A 16,043-nucleotide genomic window follows, 5' to 3' on the forward strand; every position below is an offset into this window, starting at 1 on the left:
TTTATGTTCAAATTTCTCTATGAGAGCAAGATTTATAAACTATTCGGCAAATGCGGACAATGATTTTTAGCGGAGACTGCATTAGAATAGAAACAGCTGAGCGGAAGACCGCGAGAGAGAAGAAGCCCCAAAATATAGAGGAGGACAGCATGGGACACGTTTTGGAATTCCGGCATATTTCCAAATTTTTTCCGGGTGTCAAGGCATTGGATGATATTTCCTTTCAAGCGTATTCCGGCGAGGTGCTTGCGTTTCTGGGAGAGAACGGCGCGGGGAAATCCACGCTGCTTAAGACACTGAACGGCGATTATCAGCCGAGCTCCGGCAGCTATCTTATGGATGGGGAGGAGAAGCACTTCCGAAGCCCGCATGAGGCCATAGAGGAAGGAATCTCTATCATTTATCAGGAACGTCAGATCCTGCTTGAACTCAGTGTCGCAGAAAACATTTATCTCGGAAGAATGCCGACCAATCAATTCGGGATCATCGATACGGTGAGAGCCGGGGAAATGGCGCAGAAAATTATAGATGATTTCGGGCTTTCGATCCGTCCGGAGACGAAGGTAAAGGATCTCAGCATCGCCTATCAGCAAATGGTTGAAATCATGAAGGCCTATTCCAGGGAGAATCTCAAGCTTATCGCTTTTGACGAGCCGACGGCATCTCTTTCGGATGCCGAGATCGAAACGTTGTTCAAAATCATCCGCAAGCTGAAGGCAGAGGGGAAGATCATCATATATGTTTCTCACCGGATGGAGGAGATTGCGGAGATCACCGATAAGGTCGCAATCTTCAAGGATGGACGCTATGTAGACACGGTAAAGACAGGTGAATGTTCACAGTCGGATATGATCCGAATGATGGTGGGCCGTGATCTGGGAGATATCTACCGCAGTCTGGACAGAGAAAAGGAGATCGGCGAGATCCTTCTGGAGGCAGAGGGCGTTTCCTCAGACTATGTCAAGCCCAATTCCTTTGTGCTGAGGAGGGGCGAGGTTCTGGGTTTTTCCGGATTGGTAGGGGCGGGACGCACTGAGCTGATGCGCGCCATCATCGGCGCCGACAGGATGAAATCCGGGGAGGTATTTCTGGAGGGAAAGAAGCTTCGTATCCATTCGCCCCATGATGCTATGGAGCAGGGGATCGTTCTCGTGCCGGAGGATCGGAAGCTGCAGGGAATACTCGCGAATTTCTCGGTGTCCGACAATATCAATATTTCTCTTCTGGACAGACATGCCAACAGGATCGGATTTGTGGATACCGAGGCGGAAAAAAGGGTCGCGGAGGAAGGGATCCGAAATTTCCGGATCAAAACGCCGTCGCCGGATAAGAAGATCGTTGAGCTTTCCGGAGGCAATCAGCAAAAGGCGATCGTTGCCAGATGGATCAGCACGAAACCCAAGGTTTTGATTCTGGATGAACCTACGAAAGGCATCGATGTCGGTGCGAAATCCGAGTTTTATAACATGATATGTCAGTTTGCGAAGCAGGGGATCGGCGTCATTCTGATCTCTTCCGAGCTTCCGGAGGTCATCGGGCTTTCTGACCGGATCCTCGTCATGAAGGGAAGGCAGATCGCAGGCGAGATCACAAGAGAAGAGGCTACAGAGACAAGACTTCTTAGTCTCGCTATGATCGGGAAGGTGGAGGAAGCATGAAAAAAAGAAAGATCAGTGGAGACAAGCTCGTTCTTCTCGCGGCCATTGCCGCAGTATTTGTATTATTTACGGCACTGAACAGAAACTTCTTTTCTGTGACGAATATGATCAATATTTTGATTGCGGCCTCTCTGGTGGGACTGGTGGCGATCGGACATACGTATCTTATTATTGCGGGGCAGAATGATTTGTCGCCCGGATCCTTGGCGGCCTTCGCGGGCGTGCTGGCCGCGACTCTGGTGAGTCTTGGCGTTTCGTTTCTGATAAGCTGTATCATTACGGTTCTGGCAGGAATGCTGGTAGGCTTCTGCAACGCCTTCATGGTAAACAAGATTAAGCTGGAGGCCTTCATTGCGACACTGGTTTCGCAGTCCGTCATTCGCGGCTTCGCCTATATTCTTTGCGGTGGAAAGCCGGTGGCAATCGCAAATCCGACGTATCTGCTCCTCGGAAAGCTCCGTATTTTGAACGTTCCTCTCTCGGTATGGATCATGCTGATTGCTATTGTGATTTTCGGCATCATGCTTGCCAAGACGAAATTCGGACGTTCTGTTTACGCGATCGGAGGCTCGCAGGAAGCCGCGCGGCTTGCGGGGCTGAATCCGCAGCGTATCATCACGACATCTTTTGTAATGATGGGCGCGCTCTGTGCCGTCGGCGGCATCATTTTCTCTGCCCGTATGAATTCTGGGCAGCCGGCAGCCAATGTAAACCTTGAGTTCGATGCCATCACAGCGGTCATCCTCGGGGGCGTATCCTTCGCCGGGGGCGTCGGTGATATGAGCGGAACGATTCTGGGCATTATCCTGATTCAGGCCTTCAATACGGGGCTTACCATGGTGAATGTTCCTTCTTTCTGGCAGTATGTAGCCAAGGGCGGTCTTCTCCTCTTCGCTCTGACAACAGACTTTATCCGCAAGCAAAGAAGGGAGAAAGAGCTTCTGGAACTTTCCATGAAGAATCTCTGATAAGTCCTGTCAGTTGCTGGAATGTCCGCTCATGCAGGCATGGCGTCCATTCTGCCGCCTGACAGGGACTTATCCAGTAAATAAATTCTATTATGCAGTCAGCGCAGGAAGCGCAAAGGAGGAAGGAATGAAAAAAACAAAGCTTGGAAAACTGATGGCACTTGGGATGGCAGTGGCCATAGCGGGCTCTCTGGCGGCTTGCTCCGTAGAGGGGAGCTCTACGTTGGCTGCAGACACGACGGCCGCATCGCAGACGGCGGATACAAAGACTGCGGATGCCGCTGCGGCAGGAGACAACGGCGGAGGCATCGTCTATGGAATTTATAAGGCAGGTGACCAGACATGGTTCATCGATGAGGGTGCCGCGGCAAAGGCTGCTGTCGAGGCAAGGGGTGACAGCTTCACCTATGTCGACGCCAAAATGAATCCGGAGGAGTATCTGAAGGCCATCGACAATGCCATTGCGAATAATGCCAAGGGAATCGTGACATGTATTCCGGATCAGACGATGTCGCAGGCGGTCGTCGATAAGGCGAAGGAAGCAGGAATCCCCATCGTTGCAGCGGACGATGCCCTGCAGGATGCTTCTGGAAATAAGCTGGTGCCCTGGGTGGGGATCAATGCCTATGTGATCGGACAGGCGAACGGGAAATGGCTTGCGCAGTATGCCAAGGACAAGGAGCTGGTGGGGAAGGATGATGTAGGACTTCTGCTCCTCACCATGGATACGGTATCCTCCTGTGTGCCGCGGGCAGAGGGCGAGTATGATCAGTTTACGGCAGACTGTCCTGACTTTGCACCGGATAAAATCTATAAGGCAGACTATGATGGAACGACGGATAAGGGAAATACAGCGGCGGCCTCTGTCATTACGGCGCATCCGGAGATTAAGAGATGGCTTGTGACTGGCGCCAATGAGGAAGGAACCATCGGTGCGTGCCGTGCGCTGGAGTCCGCCGGCTTGGACAAGGAGGCCTGCGTAGTAGGGCTTGGTGGCTACATGGCAAAGGATGAGTGGAACACCAAGGGCGCAGAGGGAACCTGTATGAAGGCGGCGGCATATTTTTCCTCCCAATCTGTGGGGGAAGGCTCTGTAGAGGTACTGTATCAGATAATCGGCGGAGGGTCGCCGGCATTGGAAACGGCTGTCGATGCGGTCATTGTCACGCCTGAAAACTATAAGGTGGAAATGGGGAAAGACGCGGAATAAGGCAGGAAAGGAACGGATGAGCAGGGGGCGGTCGAAAAATCGACTGCCTTTTGCATGCCCCCGAGCGAAGCTCGGGGGAGCCTCGCGGCTTAGAGCGGTTCAGAGCTGACATGGGCGCGGAAATGGGAAGGGGTCAGACCGGTTTTCTTTTTGAAGGTCGTGCAGAAGCTGGATTCTGACGAAAAGCCGCAGGAAAAACAAATATCCTTGATACTCATTCTGGTAGATTGGAGGAAGTATCTGGCGGCGTTGATTCGCGCTTCGATGACATATTCATGGGGAGAAAAGCCGGTTTCTTTCTTGAAGAGACGACAGAAATAAAAGCTGCTGAGAGATGCCTGCTTGGCCAACTGCTCCAGAGACAGCTCTTCCTGAAGATGCTCCGTAATGTAAGCCAGCGTATCGTCTATGATACCGCTGGCGGAGACCTCTGCGATATCCTGATTACGAACCAGCAGGAGCTCTGTCATCAGATTGATGAGATAATTATTCAGAACAGGCTCTCGCACCGCCAGAGAATTCCGAAAACTGAGATAGATATTGTGAAGGTATTTCTCGAAGCGATAGGTATCCTTCAGGGTAATGACCGGGCCGCTGGAATCTGTGATGGCTTCAAAATACCCTCGCGCGGCAGCACCGTCATAGTGGACCCATTCCGCCTCCCAGCCGCTGCTGCTTCCGTAGGCATGGGGAGAATAGCAGTCGATGAGCACAACATTTCCCTGATAAGCATGGTAGCTCCTGCCGTTTGTTTCCACAGTGCAATAACCTTTTTTTATGTACATGATGAGGAAGCTGTCAAAGGCCTTTCGACTGATATGATAGCCGGGAAGGTATTTGAAGGAACCGGTAATCATCGGGTAGAGAAACAGCTTCTTCGCGAGGGTACCGGCAGTATAAATGTAGAAGTCAGAGCCGGGCTGCACATATTTTTCGGTAGAGATCATTTTGGGCACCTTGAAAGCAAGATTTAAAAATGAAACGGCAAGTTAATTTAATGATATAAATATAATATGGATATATAGTATAAGCAAGAAATTAAAATTATTTATAAAGAAAATCAGCGAATCGAAAAAGTTTCCGCCGGACTTATCGAAATCGCAGCGGAGAAGGAGGACACGGAAATGTCAGAAGTCAGGATCTGGGAAGAGGAAATAACACTTCCAAGCTATGGGATCGGGGAGCCGGATAAAATGCCGATGTTCCTGGAGAAGCGGGTCTATCAGGGGAGTTCTGGGCGTATTTATCCCTATCCGGTGATCGAAAAGATAAAGGATACAAAGGAAGAAAAGCGGTATAAGGCGGTTTGGCTGGAGAATGAGTATCTCAGGGTGATGATTCTGCCGGAACTGGGCGGGCGGATTCAGAAAGCCTATGATAAGACAAACGGCTATGATTTTGTTTATTATAACCATGTGATAAAGCCGGCATTGGTAGGGCTCTGCGGTCCGTGGATCAGCGGAGGAATCGAATTCAACTGGCCGCAGCATCATCGTCCGACGACCTTTATGCCGGTGGATTATATGCTGTGCGAGAATCCTGACGGTTCTGTCTCCTGCCGCATTTCCGATACTGATCAGATGTACGGAACGCGTGGCGGCGCGAGCTTTACGCTGTATCCGGGAAAGGCATATATCGAAATCAGAGGACAGTTGTATAACAGAACCGGGATGCCGCAGACCTTCCTCTGGTGGGCAAATCCTGCGGTTCCGGTGAATGACGATACCCAATCCATCTTTCCCCCGGACGTACATGCCGTAATGGATCACGGGAAGCGGGACGTGTCCAGATTCCCTATCGCCACAGGAATTTATTATAAGCATGATTACAGCGCCGGAGTCGATATTTCGAGATACAAAAATATTCCCGTTCCAACCTCCTACATGGCAGAGAAATCGGACTTCGATTTTGTGGGGGGCTATGACTATAAGGTGGGAGCAGGGCTTCTGCATATCGCAGATCATCATATCTCTCCGGGAAAGAAGCAGTGGACCTGGGGCTGCGGAGACTTCGGACGGGCATGGGATAGGAACCTCACTGACAGCGATGGTCCCTATATCGAACTGATGTGCGGTGTATTCACCGATAACCAACCGGATTTTACATGGCTGAAGCCGATGGAGGAAAAGACCTTTACCCAGTATTTCATGCCATACAAGGCAGTGGGGCAGATCAAAAATGCGTCCAGAGAGGCGGCAATCAATCTGGAGCTCACAGAAGGGGGCGTTCATATGATCGCCTACGGAAGCGGAGACTATCCGGAAGCGGAGTTTGTACTTCGCTATGGAGAAGAGGTGATGGTCAGGGAAAAGGCACATTTAAGTCCCGTCAATGTCTATGAGAGGACGGTGAAGCTTGCGATAGAGGACGAGACGAGGCTTCATTTCGCTGTCCTTTCCGAGGGGCGGGAGCTCATCAGCTATACGCCGCTCAAAAAGAAGCTTCCGGAGTTTCCCCAGCCGGCCGAAGCAGCCAAGGATCCGTCGGAAATCATGACCAATGAGGAGCTGTATCTCACCGGCCTTCATATCGAGCAGTACCGCCATGCCACATACCGCCCGGATCCGTATTATCTGGAGGGACTGAAGCGGGATCCGGGAGACATTCGGATCAACAACGCGTATGGCTTCCTGCTGCTGCGCCGCGGATGCTTCGAGGAGGCGGAAGCGCATTTTCGTGCGGCGATCAAACGCGCCACATGGAAAAATCCCAATCCGTATAATTCGGAGCCGTACTATAATCTAGGACTTGTGCTCTTTTATGAGGGGCGGGACGACGAGGCCTTCGACGCATTCTTCAAGGCGAGCTGGTCCAACGAACAGCAGGAAATGAGCTTTTATTATGCGGCGGCCATCGAGGCAAGGCGAAGAAACTATGAAAATGCGTTGGAGCTCGTGGAGAAGAGTCTTGTAAAGAATGCACACAATGTCAAAGCGCGGGGGCTCCGCACCTACCTTCTCCGGAGACTGGGCAGGAGAAAGGAGGCATTGGAGAGTATTTCGGAAAATCTCAGGGTAGATCCGTTTGATTATGTGTCAAGACTCGAGAAAGCATATCTTGATGCGGAGACAGGGGAGAGGGAGCGCGCTGCACTTGTAAGACTCGCGCGAAATTACCATGAGAACTTTCTCTCGATCGCCCGAGACTATGCGGAATTCGGCGCTTATGGAGAGGCGCTTGCCGTACTGGGGCTCTGTACGGAGCCTTGGGCAATGCTGGACTATTACAGGGCTTATATATCCTTGCTTCTGGGGAAGAAGGAAAGGGCGCTGGAGCTCTACAAAGCTGCCGCCGAAGCCCCGACGGATTGGGTATTCCCCAATAAGCTCGAGGATATTCCGGTTTTAAAGAAAGCTGTGGAATGCAACCCGGGGGATGGAAACGCATGGTACCTTCTTGGAAACCTCTACTATGACAAGACGGTCTATGAATCTGCCATCCGGGCATGGGAAAGAGCGGCAGAGAAGCAACCTGACTTTGCAGCTGCCTGGAGGAACCTGTCTCTGGCCTACTATAATAAAGAAAAGGATCCGGAGAAGGCAAAAGCAGCGATGAAAAGAGCGTATGCTCTGGAGCCCGAGAATCCGAGAATCTTCCTGGAGCATGATCAGCTGCTGAAAAAGCTGGATACGGAGGTAGAGAAACGTCTCGAAAATTATGAACGGAACGCTTCCGTATTTATGCAGCGGGATGATCTCAAGGTAGAATATGCAACCCTGCTTTCCCTTAATGGAAGGTACAGAGAGGCGCTGGATTTCATTATGGAGAACCATTTCCATCCGTGGGAAGGAGGAGAGGGCAAGATCACAACCCAGTATGTATTTGCGCTGCTCGGGCTTGTGCTTGAAGAAATGAAGGCGCAGAATTGGGAGGATGCCAAGGCACTTCTCCTGCAGGCGCGCAGCTATCCGGAGAATCTCGGCGAGGGCAAGCTGGAGGGAAGTAAGGATAATCATGTGAACTACTATCTCGGGCTTTGTGAGGAGGCGCTCGGAAATCCGGAGGGGGCGAGGGCGTATTTTGAAGCGGCGACCATCGGAACAGACGAGCCGGCGGGAATGATGTACTATAATGACCAGCCGGCAGACATGATTTACTTCAAGGGACTCGCCAGACAGAAGCTGGGGGAGCCGGTTTCCGGCAAGTCTTATTTCAACAAGCTGATAGATTACGGGGAGCGTCATATGAGGGATGACGTCCGGATCGGATACTTTGCAGTCTCGCTGCCGGACTTCCAGATTTTTGACGAGGACTGGAATCGCCGGAACAGGGCGCACTGCCACTATCTTATCGGACTCGGCAATCTGGGCTATGGAAACAATGCGCTTGCAGCGGAAAGCTTTCGGAGCTGTATTGCGTTGGAACCGACACACTGGAATGCAATTCGCTATTTAGACATAGCGGAGAATGCGTTCGCAAAGTGAGAAAATGGGAGGTTTTTCGCAGAAATGTGGGAAATCTCCTTTTTTAGCTGGGTTCTCCTGCGTTTTAGTGCTTTTTCTTCGAAAATATGATAAACTTCTGTTCAATCATAGATGAAAGGAAGAGCGTAGAGGGATGGGGAGAGAGGGCTTTCAATCCAGAATCGGATTCATTCTGGTGAGCGCGGGATGCGCAATCGGAATCGGCAATGTGTGGAGGTTTCCGTATCTGGTCGGACAGAACGGCGGGGGAATTTTCGTTTTCTTTTATCTTCTGTTTCTGTTGCTGATGGGAGTGCCGGTACTTACGATGGAGCTCGCGGTTGGCAGGGCGAGCCGCAGGAGCGTGGTGCAGGCGTATGAGGCGCTGGAGCCGAAGGGGAGCTGCTGGCATATTCACGGCTGGTTCTGCATACTGGGCTGCTATCTGCTGATGATGTACTACACTACCGTCTCCGGCTGGATGCTGTCCTATTTCTTCAAGTTTGCCTTCGGCACCTTTGAAGGAATGGCGACGGAGAATGTGGGGACTGTCTTTACGGAGATGCTGGCGAGACCGGAGGAGATGACGCTCTGCATGGCGGTGGTTGTGATCGGAGGCTTCCTGGTCTGCTCTATGGGGCTGCAGAAGGGGCTGGAGAAGGTATCCACCTGGATGATGCTCTGCCTTCTGGGATTGATCGTCGTGCTCGCGGTGCACAGTCTGCTGCTGCCGGGTGCCGCCGCGGGGGCAGCCTTCTATCTGCTCCCGAGTCTGGAGAGGGTGCGGAGCATCGGGCTCGGTCATGTGATCAGCGCAGCGATGAACCAGTCCTTCTTTACCCTGAGCCTCGGTGTCGCGGCGATGGAGATCTTCGGGAGCTATATGTCGGATAAGCATACGCTGGGGAAGGAGGCGGTCACGATTGCCCTGCTGGACACCTTCGTGGCGATTGTGGCAGGACTGATTATCTTTCCTGCGTGCTTCAGCTTTCAGGTGGAGCCGGACTCCGGTCCCTCTTTGATTTTCATGACGCTGCCGAGCGTCTTCGTCAATATGCCGGGAGGGAGGCTCTGGGGGACACTGTTCTTCCTTTTTATGAGCTTCGCGAGCTTCTCTACGGTTATCGCAGTCTTCGAGAACCTGCTCGCCACCAGTCTGGAGAATTTCGGCTGGTATCGAAAAAAGGCGGTGCTGCTGAACTGCCTCTTCCTCCTTCTGGCGAGCCTGCCCTGTGTGCTGGGCTATAATCTCTGGAATAACTTTCGTCTGCTGGGCGGACGGGATGTGCTGGAGACGGAGGACTTTCTCGTGAGCAATCTCCTGCTCCCGGGTGGCTCGCTGGTCTATCTGCTGTTCTGCGTGAGCCGCTTCGGCTGGGGCTTCGAGAACTACCTCGCGGAGTGCAACCGCGGAGCGGGCTTTCGGATGCCGCGCTGGCTGAAGCCCTACTTCCTTTTCATACTGCCTGCATTGATCCTGATTATTTTCATACAGGGACTGCTGTAGGACACGATTCCCCGAAGCGGGCTTCTGTCCCGGGAGAGCGAGGAGCGAGAATGAATATTCGTGAGGAACTGGAGGAGCTGGAGAGGAGAAACCTTTCCCCTTATGCGGCGCTCTCTGCAGAGTCACAGGGGAGAGACCGGGAGGAGCCGCAGGACGACATTCGCACCGTCTATCAGAGAGACCGGGACCGGATTCTGCATTGCAAGGCATTCCGGAGGCTGAAGCACAAGACGCAGGTCTTCATCGCGCCGGAGGGCGATCATTACCGGACGCGTCTGACACATACGCTGGAGGTTAGTCAGATCGCGAGAACCTTCGCGAAGTCTCTCCGTCTGAACGAGGATCTGACCGAGGCGGTCGCGCTCGGTCATGACATCGGGCATACGCCCTTCGGACACGCCGGCGAGCGGGTACTGCATGCGCTCTGCATGGACGGCTTTTCACATGCGGAGCACAGCGTGAGGGTGGTCGAGGTGCTGGAGAAGAACGGCAGGGGACTGAATCTGACGAAGGAGGTGCGGGACGGGATACGGAATCACAGAACCTCGGGAAAGCCGCAGACGCTGGAGGGGCAGGCGGTTCGCTTCGCGGACAAGATCGCCTATCTGAATCATGATATCGATGATGCAATCCGTGCCGGGCTCTTCCGAGAGGAGGACATACCGGCGGCGTTTACGGACGTACTGGGACACAGCGTCAAGGCGAGGCTGAATACTCTGATCCGTGCTGTGATTTTCGCATCCCGCGACAAGCCCTGTCTCCGGATGGATACAGAGATCGAGCGAAGCATGCAGGGACTTCGGAGGTGGATGTTTACGCACGTCTATACCGGGGGAGAGGCGAAGGAGGAGGAGTGGAAGGTCAAGGGCGTGATCGAGCTTCTGTTCCGCTTCTACATGGAGCATCCGGCGGAGATGACGGCGGAGTACCGGGAGTTGCTCCGGCATTATCTCACGGCGCTCCCCGCGGGCGGGGAGGAAGCAGAAAGGGAGCGTCTCCGGGCGAGACAGAGAGTAGTCTGCGACTATATCGCGGGAATGACAGACGACTACTGCACGAAGAAATTTCTCGAATACTATGTGCCGAGAGGCTGGAGTAAATATTAAGCAACAGGGAGGGAAACTTGTATTATCCGGATGAGGTGGTGGAGGAGCTTCGCTCCAGGGTCAATATCGTGGATATCGTGGGGAGCTATGTGGCGTTGAAAAAGAAGGGCGCGAATTATTTCGGGCTCTGCCCGTTCCACGGCGAGAAGACCGCCTCCTTTTCGGTGGCGCCGGGGAAGCAGATCTTCTACTGCTTCGGCTGCGGCAAGGGCGGAGATGCCATCAAATTCCTGATGGAGTACGAAAACATTACCTTCTCGGAGGCGGTGCAGACGCTTGCGGAACGGGTCGGCTACAGGCTTCCGGAGGCATCGGAGACACCCGATATGAGGCGGGACAGCGATCTTCGCGGGCAGCTGCTGGAGATCAACAGGCTTGCGGGGATGTACTATTACCGCTGTCTTCGTTCTCCGAGAGGGAGCGTCGGGATGCGCTATCTCCGGGAGCGGGCGCTCCGGGAGGAGACGATCGTACACTGGGGGCTGGGCTATGCCGACCAGAGCCGGGACGGGCTCTATCGCTTCCTTCGGGAAAAGGGCTTCCGGGACGAGATGCTCCGGGAGTCGGGGTTCTTCAGCTTCTCCGAGAGGGGGGTCTATGACAAGTTCTTTAACCGCGTGATGTTTCCGATTCTGGACTACAACAACCGTGTGATCGGCTTCGGCGGCAGGGTGATGGGGGACGGGGAGCCGAAGTACCTGAATTCGCCGGAGACACGGCTCTTCGACAAGTCCCGGAACCTCTTCGGGCTGAACTTTGCGAAGCGTTCCCGAGAGAAGCATTTCCTGCTCTGCGAGGGCTATATGGACGTTATCAGTATGCATCAGGCGGGCTTCGGCTTCGCGGTCGCGTCTCTGGGGACGGCGTTCACGGAGCAGCAGGCGCGGCTTCTGAAGCGCTATGTGAATGAGGTGCTGCTGACCTACGATTCCGACGCGGCAGGCGTGAAGGCGGCGCGGCGCGCGATCCCGATCCTGCGGAGTGCCGGCATTGAGGCGAAGGTACTGGAGCTTCGTCCGTACAAGGATCCGGACGAGTTCCTGAAGGCGATGGGCGCAGAGAAGTTTCAGGAGCGGATCGATCATGCGAGGAATGCCTTTCTCTGGGAGGCAGAGGCAGTGAAGCAGGGCTACGATCTGCAGGATCCCGCAGGGCAGACCGCCTATGGCAATGCGCTCGCTGCGATGCTGCTCAGCCGCTTCCCGCAGGAGCTGGAGCGGGAGAACTATCTGCGCGCGGTCGCCCGGGAGCAGCTGATCGATGCGGACGGGCTCCGGCAGCTGGTACGGGAGAGAGGCGGCGCACAACAGAGCGCGCTTCTGGAGCCGCAGTACAGGACAACAGCGCGCTTCGATCGGGAGAGGAAAAAGCAGATCTCCGCGATACAGAAGTCCGAACGGCAGCTCATCACATGGCTTTCGGAAAAGCCGGAGATCATAGAGCTGGTGAAGAAGTACATCCGGGAGGAGGATCTCTCGGACGAAACCTGCCGGAGAGTGCTGGGACTGGTGTATCAGCAGCTGCCGGTGAATCGGATTCTCGATCAGTTCCGGGGAGAGGATGCGGTCTATGAGGAGGTCGCTGCGCTTTTCAACGGTGATCTGCTCTCCGGAGAGAGCGATGAGTTCGCCTTTAAGCGGGCGCTGGAGGACGTGATCCGGAACATCTGTCTGCATTCCTTGAATGCGCGGATCGCCGGAGAGACGGACGGCAGGCGGCTGACAGAGCTTTTTCGGGAGCAGTCGGAGCTGCAGAATCTGAAATTGTAGCAGCCCGGCATGGCAGGAAGCTGTGCCCTGAGCGGATATCCCTCTCGCTGACATTTTCCGCGGTGTTCATAACGCAGGTGAGGAAGGCGATGAAGCTGCAGACGGCGCACAAAAGAATGTGGGCAGAGGGTAGGGGGGAAGGCATGAATTTACCGAAGAGACTGGAGTGCATCGTCTCACAGACACCGCGCTCCCGCTGTGTCTGTGACATCGGCTGCGACCATGCCTATACGGCAATCGAGCTGCTGCGGCGGGGACGGGCGGAGCGGGTGCTCGCCTGCGACATCCATGAGGGACCGCTCCGGCAGGCAAGGAGGAATGTGGAGCTCGCCGGACTCGGAGAGCGGATCGAGCTTCGCCGCGGGGACGGGCTCGCTCCGGTCGCGGCAGGGGAGGCGGAAACGGTGATCTGCGCAGGGATGGGCGGCGCACTGATCTGCCGTATCCTCGAGGAGAGGACGGCGGACTTCCGCCATTTTGTTCTTTCGCCCCAGTCGGAGCCGGAGCGCGTGCGGCGCTTTCTGCTGCGGCGTGGCATCGGGATCCGAACGGAGACGCTTCTTGAAGAGGACGGGAAATATTATCTGATTCTCATAGCGGGAGCGGGAGACAGGGAGCAGGAGGGGTGCGAAGCAGAGGGCGCGGCATACAGCGAGGCGGAGCTTCGCTACGGACGGCAGCTCCTTATGCGGAGAGATTCCGTGCTTTATACTTATCTTCTTTCGGAGAAGGCGCGCTATGAGGGCATCCTGAAACGGACGGAAAAGCCGGAGGTACAGCAGGCGTACCGCTATTGTCTCGAGGCACTTCGCCGCTATGGAGATGGTTCGGAGACGGACAGCGTGGGAGAGGGGCTCCCGGAAAGGACAGAGGATGGCAGTGAAGCTCAGTGAGATCAGAGGTGCGCTGGAGGAGATGGCGCCGCTCGGGGCGGCGGAGGAATGGGACAATCCGGGACTGCTGCTCGGGAGGACGGAGCGGGAGGTAGCGCGTGTCTATGTGGCACTGGATGCGACGAGGGAGGTTGCGGAGCGGGCGATAGAGACAGGAGCAGAGCTGCTGCTGACGCATCATCCGGTTATTTTCCGGGGGATCAAGGCGCTGAATGACGAAAGCGGGCAGGGGGAGAAGCTTCTCCGCTTCCTGCGGGCAGATCTCTCTGTGTACAGCAGCCATACGAACTTCGACAGCTGTCCGGGCGGGATGGGAGACCTCGTATGCAGGCGGCTGGGGCTCGGGAAGCTGTCCGTACTGGAGGAGAGCCATTTTCCGCAGCAGGGCTTCGGTATCGGCTTCGTGGCAGAGCTTCCGGAGGAGAGGAGCTGCCGGGAGCTCGCCGCTCTCGTGAAGGAGCGCTTCGGACTGCCGTTTGTACAGTTCTATGACGCGGGGAGGCGTATTCGCCGCATCGCCTGCTGTCCGGGATCCGGGCGTGGGCAGTTCGCCGCAGTACTTAGGAGTCATGCGGACGTTTTTCTGAGCGGCGATATGGGGCATCACGAGGGGCTGGATTATCTGGAGGAAGGGATCAGTCTGATCGATGCGGGACATTATGGGCTGGAGCAGCTCTTCGTCCCGTACATGGCGGGATTTCTGCGGGAGCGCTTCCCCGGGCTGGAGCTTTTCACAGAAGAAACGCATTTTCCGGCGGAGCTTGTATAGGACGGAAAAGAGACAAGGTGAGAGAAGAGAGGAGAGAGGCATGAGGGTGACGGCAGGAGACAGGACGGAGGAGTTTCGTGAGGACTGTAACTGGAGGGAGGTTGCGGAGCGTTTCCAGCCGGATTACCCGGATCGCATACTGCTCGTGCAATACGGGCCGAAGCTCTATGAGCTGCATAAGCGGTGCCCGGGACATGATGCGGAGGTGTGTTTCCTGACCATGCGGGACAAGAGCGGGATCATGACCTATCAGCGTTCGGCGATCTTCCTGATGCTGAAGGCATTCCGCGCGCTTTGCGGCACGGAGGCAGGCTTCGATGTGATCGTGGACTATACGCTCGGCGGGGGCTTCTACTGTTATCTCAAGGGAGATATCCGACCGGACGAGCAGCTGCTCCGGAGGGTCAAGGCGAAGATGCTGGAGTACAAAGAGCAGGCGCTCCCGCTCCGGAAGCGCTCTGTCTCGACCTATGAAGCGGTGCGCTTCTTTCGCGAAACCGGCATGAGGTCGAAGGAGCGGCTTCTCCGCTACCGCATGACATCCCGTGTGAACCTCTATTCGCTCGGGGACTATCAGGACTATTTCTACGGCGCGATGGTGATGGACACGAGCTATGTGACGCTCTTCGATCTGCTCCCCTACGGGGACGGCTTCATCCTCCTGCTCCCGACGCAGCAGGCGCCGGACAGGCTTCCGGAATTCAAGCCGATGGACAAGCTCTACAGGGTGCAGAAGGATTCAGCGGACTGGGCGAACCGGGTCAGCGTGGGCGATATCGGCAGCCTGAACGACATGATCGTGCGGGGAGAGGCGGATCACCTGATCCTGATGCAGGAGGCGATCTTTGAGAAGAATATCGGCAACATCGCGATGCAGATCGCAGAGGGGAAGAAGAAAATCGTGCTGATCGCGGGCCCCTCCTCCTCCGGCAAGACCAGCTTCAGCAAGCGGCTGTCGATCCAGCTTCAGGCGCTCGGGCTGAAGCCGAATGCGATCTCTGTGGACAATTATTTCCGTGACCGGGTCCACGCGCCGCGGGACGAGGAGGGGAATTACGACTTCGAGTCGATAGAGTGTGTGGATCTCCCGAAGTTCAATGAGGATATGGGTGCGCTGCTTCGCGGGGAACGGGTACAGCTGCCGCGCTACAATTTCTTCCTTGGGGAACGGGAGTACAAGGGAGACTATCTCACGCTCGGCAGGGAGGACATCCTCGTGATCGAGGGCATTCATTGTCTGAATGAGAAAATGTCGGAGGGACTGCCGGAGGAGATGAAGTTCCGGATCTATATTTCGGCGCTGACCCAGCTTAATGCCGACGCGCATAACCGGATTCCGAGCACGGACGGACGACTGCTCCGCCGAATGGTACGGGATAATCGGACGAGAGGCTACAGCGCAGAGGATACGATCACGATGTGGACGAATGTTCGGAAAGGCGAGGACAGAAATATCTTCCCGTATCAGGAGCGGGCGGACGTGATGGTGAATTCCGCGATGCTCTATGAGCTGCCGGTGGTGAAGATCTTCGCACAGCCGCTGCTCTTTCAGATCCCCGAGAGCTCTCCGGCATATCAGGAGGCGAAGCGGCTCCTGAAATTCCTTGATTATGTGCTGCCGATCAGTCCGGAGCTGATCCCGCAGAACTCCATCCTGCGGGAATTCATCGGCGGGAGCTGTCTGGACGTGGGTTGACGGAAGAGCTTCTCCTGCCGGAGCGAGAGGCGGGACAGGGAAAAAGCATGTCGGCATAGGAGAA

The 16,043-nt window shown here is 55.1% G+C and carries 11 protein-coding genes; 10 read left to right on the top strand and 1 reads right to left on the bottom strand.

Going from position 1 to position 16,043, the window contains the following annotated elements:
- Positions 1-149: 149 nt before the first annotated feature.
- The 3 genes from HW273_RS05145 (at position 150) to HW273_RS05155 (ending at position 3,836) form a co-directional block, all read left to right on the top strand.
- Positions 150-1,658 carry a sugar ABC transporter ATP-binding protein gene (locus tag HW273_RS05145; RefSeq protein WP_179010757.1) on the top strand — a complete coding sequence of 503 codons (1,509 nt, stop codon included), beginning with the start codon at positions 150-152 and terminating at the stop codon, positions 1,656-1,658.
- Positions 1,655-2,626, top strand: a complete 972-nt coding sequence (locus HW273_RS05150) for an ABC transporter permease (RefSeq protein ID WP_179010758.1) — start codon at positions 1,655-1,657, stop codon at positions 2,624-2,626. The genes HW273_RS05145 and HW273_RS05150 overlap by 4 nt, the downstream gene beginning before the upstream one ends.
- 127 nt (positions 2,627-2,753) lie before the next feature.
- Entirely contained in the window at positions 2,754-3,836 is a 1,083-nt protein-coding gene (locus HW273_RS05155; RefSeq protein ID WP_179010759.1) for a substrate-binding domain-containing protein, read from the top strand.
- 89 nt (positions 3,837-3,925) lie between these two features.
- Here the strand turns inward: HW273_RS05155 and HW273_RS05160 are convergent, their stop codons facing one another.
- Positions 3,926-4,783, bottom strand: coding sequence for a helix-turn-helix domain-containing protein (locus HW273_RS05160; RefSeq protein ID WP_179010760.1), 858 nt, complete (start codon positions 4,781-4,783; stop codon positions 3,926-3,928).
- A gap of 177 nt (positions 4,784-4,960) precedes the next feature.
- Here HW273_RS05160 and HW273_RS05165 point away from each other — a divergent pair, with 177 nt between their 5' ends.
- The 7 genes from HW273_RS05165 (at position 4,961) to HW273_RS05195 (ending at position 15,979) form a co-directional block, all read left to right on the top strand.
- Entirely contained in the window at positions 4,961-8,260 is a 3,300-nt protein-coding gene (locus HW273_RS05165; RefSeq protein ID WP_179010761.1) for a DUF5107 domain-containing protein, read from the top strand.
- Positions 8,261-8,393: 133 nt separating this feature from the next.
- Complete coding sequence (locus tag HW273_RS05170; RefSeq protein ID WP_179010762.1) at positions 8,394-9,746, top strand: sodium-dependent transporter; 1,353 nt, start codon at positions 8,394-8,396, stop codon at positions 9,744-9,746.
- Positions 9,747-9,796: 50 nt separating this feature from the next.
- A complete protein-coding gene (locus tag HW273_RS05175) occupies positions 9,797-10,852 on the top strand; it encodes a deoxyguanosinetriphosphate triphosphohydrolase (protein ID WP_179010763.1) in 1,056 nt (351 codons plus the stop codon).
- Positions 10,853-10,869: 17 nt separating this feature from the next.
- Positions 10,870-12,621, top strand: coding sequence for a DNA primase (gene dnaG / locus HW273_RS05180; protein ID WP_179010764.1), 1,752 nt, complete (start codon positions 10,870-10,872; stop codon positions 12,619-12,621).
- Between the two features lie 143 nt (positions 12,622-12,764).
- Entirely contained in the window at positions 12,765-13,514 is a 750-nt protein-coding gene (locus tag HW273_RS05185) for a tRNA (adenine(22)-N(1))-methyltransferase (RefSeq protein WP_179010765.1), read from the top strand.
- Entirely contained in the window at positions 13,495-14,283 is a 789-nt protein-coding gene (locus HW273_RS05190) for a Nif3-like dinuclear metal center hexameric protein (protein WP_179010766.1), read from the top strand. Before HW273_RS05185 ends, HW273_RS05190 begins: the two co-directional genes overlap by 20 nt.
- Before the next feature lie 40 nt (positions 14,284-14,323).
- Positions 14,324-15,979: a nucleoside kinase gene (locus HW273_RS05195; RefSeq protein ID WP_179010767.1), complete on the top strand. Its 1,656-nt coding sequence runs from the start codon at positions 14,324-14,326 to the stop codon at positions 15,977-15,979.
- Positions 15,980-16,043 lie beyond the last annotated feature (64 nt).

The sequence above is a fragment of the Oribacterium sp. oral taxon 102 genome, from assembly GCF_013394775.1.
Classification (GTDB): Bacteria; Bacillota; Clostridia; order Lachnospirales; family Lachnospiraceae; genus Oribacterium.

What these genes read in the sequence shown, in the direction of transcription:
- HW273_RS05145 (WP_179010757.1), top strand. Translation starts at nt 150, where the DNA reads ATGGGACACGTTTTGGAATTCCGGCATATTTCCAAATTTTTTCCGGGT.
- HW273_RS05150 (WP_179010758.1), top strand. Translation starts at nt 1,655, where the DNA reads ATGAAAAAAAGAAAGATCAGTGGAGACAAGCTCGTTCTTCTCGCGGCC.
- HW273_RS05155 (WP_179010759.1), top strand. Translation starts at nt 2,754, where the DNA reads ATGAAAAAAACAAAGCTTGGAAAACTGATGGCACTTGGGATGGCAGTG.
- HW273_RS05160 (WP_179010760.1), bottom strand. Translation starts at nt 4,783, where the DNA reads ATGATCTCTACCGAAAAATATGTGCAGCCCGGCTCTGACTTCTACATT.
- HW273_RS05165 (WP_179010761.1), top strand. Translation starts at nt 4,961, where the DNA reads ATGTCAGAAGTCAGGATCTGGGAAGAGGAAATAACACTTCCAAGCTAT.
- HW273_RS05170 (WP_179010762.1), top strand. Translation starts at nt 8,394, where the DNA reads ATGGGGAGAGAGGGCTTTCAATCCAGAATCGGATTCATTCTGGTGAGC.
- HW273_RS05175 (WP_179010763.1), top strand. Translation starts at nt 9,797, where the DNA reads ATGAATATTCGTGAGGAACTGGAGGAGCTGGAGAGGAGAAACCTTTCC.
- HW273_RS05185 (WP_179010765.1), top strand. Translation starts at nt 12,765, where the DNA reads ATGAATTTACCGAAGAGACTGGAGTGCATCGTCTCACAGACACCGCGC.
- HW273_RS05190 (WP_179010766.1), top strand. Translation starts at nt 13,495, where the DNA reads ATGGCAGTGAAGCTCAGTGAGATCAGAGGTGCGCTGGAGGAGATGGCG.
- HW273_RS05195 (WP_179010767.1), top strand. Translation starts at nt 14,324, where the DNA reads ATGAGGGTGACGGCAGGAGACAGGACGGAGGAGTTTCGTGAGGACTGT.